Source organism: Bacillota bacterium (assembly GCA_040754675.1).
In the GTDB taxonomy this organism is placed as follows: domain Bacteria; phylum Bacillota; class Limnochordia; order Limnochordales; family Geochordaceae; genus Geochorda.
Genome location: JBFMCJ010000724.1, coordinates 1 through 1,769 on the forward strand (window position 1 = coordinate 1; position 1,769 = coordinate 1,769).

Annotated in this window: 3 protein-coding genes; all 3 read left to right on the forward strand. The window is 70.4% G+C overall.

All coding sequences use genetic code 11. The annotated features are described in order from the left end of the window. Nucleotides 1–138 precede the first annotated feature (138 nt). Genes AB1609_22945 through AB1609_22955 form a run of 3 tightly spaced genes read left to right on the forward strand, consistent with a single transcriptional unit; the run spans nt 139 to nt 1,626 of the window. A complete protein-coding gene (locus tag AB1609_22945) occupies nt 139–537 on the forward strand; it encodes a TadE family protein (protein ID MEW6049292.1) in 399 nt (132 codons plus the stop codon). 14 nt (nt 538–551) lie between these two features. Beyond that, nucleotides 552–1,322 carry a pilus assembly protein TadG-related protein gene (locus tag AB1609_22950; GenBank protein MEW6049293.1) on the forward strand — a complete coding sequence of 257 codons (771 nt, stop codon included), beginning with the start codon at nt 552–554 and terminating at the stop codon, nt 1,320–1,322. 34 nt (nt 1,323–1,356) lie between these two features. Then, nucleotides 1,357–1,626 (forward strand): stage V sporulation protein S, encoded by a 270-nt coding sequence (locus AB1609_22955; GenBank protein MEW6049294.1) that lies wholly within the window; start codon nt 1,357–1,359, stop codon nt 1,624–1,626. Nucleotides 1,627–1,769 lie beyond the last annotated feature (143 nt).

Here is a 1,769-nt window from a genome sequence, read left to right on the forward strand (position 1 = left end):
GCTCGCCACCCTGGCGGTGGCAGCTGCGGGCGAAAGGCCCGCCCTGCCCGGGCTGGGGAGGCGGTTTCCCTACGCGCCCTTTCTCGCCCTGGGTGGGGTGCTGGCGGCGGTGATTGGCTGAGATAGGGGGTGATTGCGGTGCGACGGAAGAAACGGGGGCAGGCGATTCTGGAGGCGGTCATCATCCTGCCCATCCTGGTGTTCCTGCTGCTGGCCACCGTCCAGGTGGTCGTGCTGCTGAACACCAAGGTGGCGGTGACGTCTGCCGCGCGGGAGGCCGCGCGGGCTTACGCGGTGTACCAGGACGCGTCGCGCGCCCGGGACGTGGCGGAGCAGAACCTCAGGGATGCGGTGATCGGGTACACGGGGCAGAGGCCGGACGTCGAAGTCAGTTCCTCCGGGGGGTACGTCAGGGTCACGGTGACGTACAGCCAGCCGTCGCTCGTCCCCGGGCTGTTCCGCCTGATGGGGGTGGACGAGGAGTTCGGGGCGGTCCCCGTGACCTCGGCGGCGGTGTTCCGGATCGAACCCAGGTGAAGGGGGTGATGGCGTTGCGCGCCATCAGAGACGAGCGCGGCCAGGCCCTGGTGGTGGGGGCGTTCGCGGTGCTGGTCATGGCACTGGCGTTGGTGCTGGCAGTCGACCTGGCCACGGTTCACCTCGCGCGCGCCAGACTGCAGGCCGCCTGCGACGCCGCCGCCCTGGCCGCGGTGCAGGAGGCGAGCCCCCAGTTCCAGTTCGAGGTTACCCCGGTGTACGCCACGGAGTTCTTCCCGGTGGGCTCCCAGCTCCCGGGTCCCGAGCAGATCGACTGGAAGGAGCCCAGGTACGAGTGGCGGGACGTCTACGAGTACGTGGTTTACTACTACGACACCCGGGACTTCACCTGGGAACTCCACAGCAAAGCGTACAAGAACCCGCCCTCCTCCTACCCGAGCTACTGGCGCGTGGAGGCGGCGGGTTGGGAGAAGACGGGTGAAGAGCGCGTTCTGGTGGGCTGGGACGTGCGCTACGTGGTGGGCCACGACAAGCGGATGACGGACGCCTGGCTGGACCTGGCGGACTGGGAGGCGAGCCTGGCGGCGCGGGAGGCGCTGCGGCGCAACGCGTACGCCTGGGCCCGGGAAGGGCTGGAGTTCGTGGGGCCGTGGCTGGCGGACGAGGACCTGGCCGCGAGCAAGAGGCAGGTTCAATACACGGTGAAGGACGGCGTACTGGCCGTCAGGACCCAGCTCCTGGGCAGGCTGCTCGGCGGCTCCGAGTACGTGTTCGTGCACGTGCGGGGCCAGTCTGCGGAGGTCAGCCTGTCCCCTGGCGAGTGAGCAGCGGCGAATCAAGACAGGAGGTGGCAGCGCAGTGGATCTTCTCAAGGTTTCCAGCTCGACCGAGACGGGCAGGCTGGCCCGGGCGGTAGCGCAGGCGGTGCGCAAGGCCAACGGCTCCGGCGAGGAGGTGGCCCTGCAGGCCATAGGGGCGGGGGCGGTGTACCGGGCGGCCAAGGCCATCGCGGCGGCAAGGGGGCTGCTCGCCCCCGAGGGCATCGACCTCGCGGCCGTACCCGCCTTCTGCGAGGTGGAGGGCCGCGACGGCCCCATCACGGGCGTGAGGTTCGTCTTGAGCTGGTAGGCCGGGCCCGGGGACCCGGGCCCATGGGGGCGGGAAAAACAGGAGGTGGAGGAAGTGGGACATCCGAAGAGGGCGCTGGCGGCGGCGCTGTGCACGCTGCTTTTGTTCGCCGCCGCCGTGGCCCGGCCCGCCCTGGCGGCCGG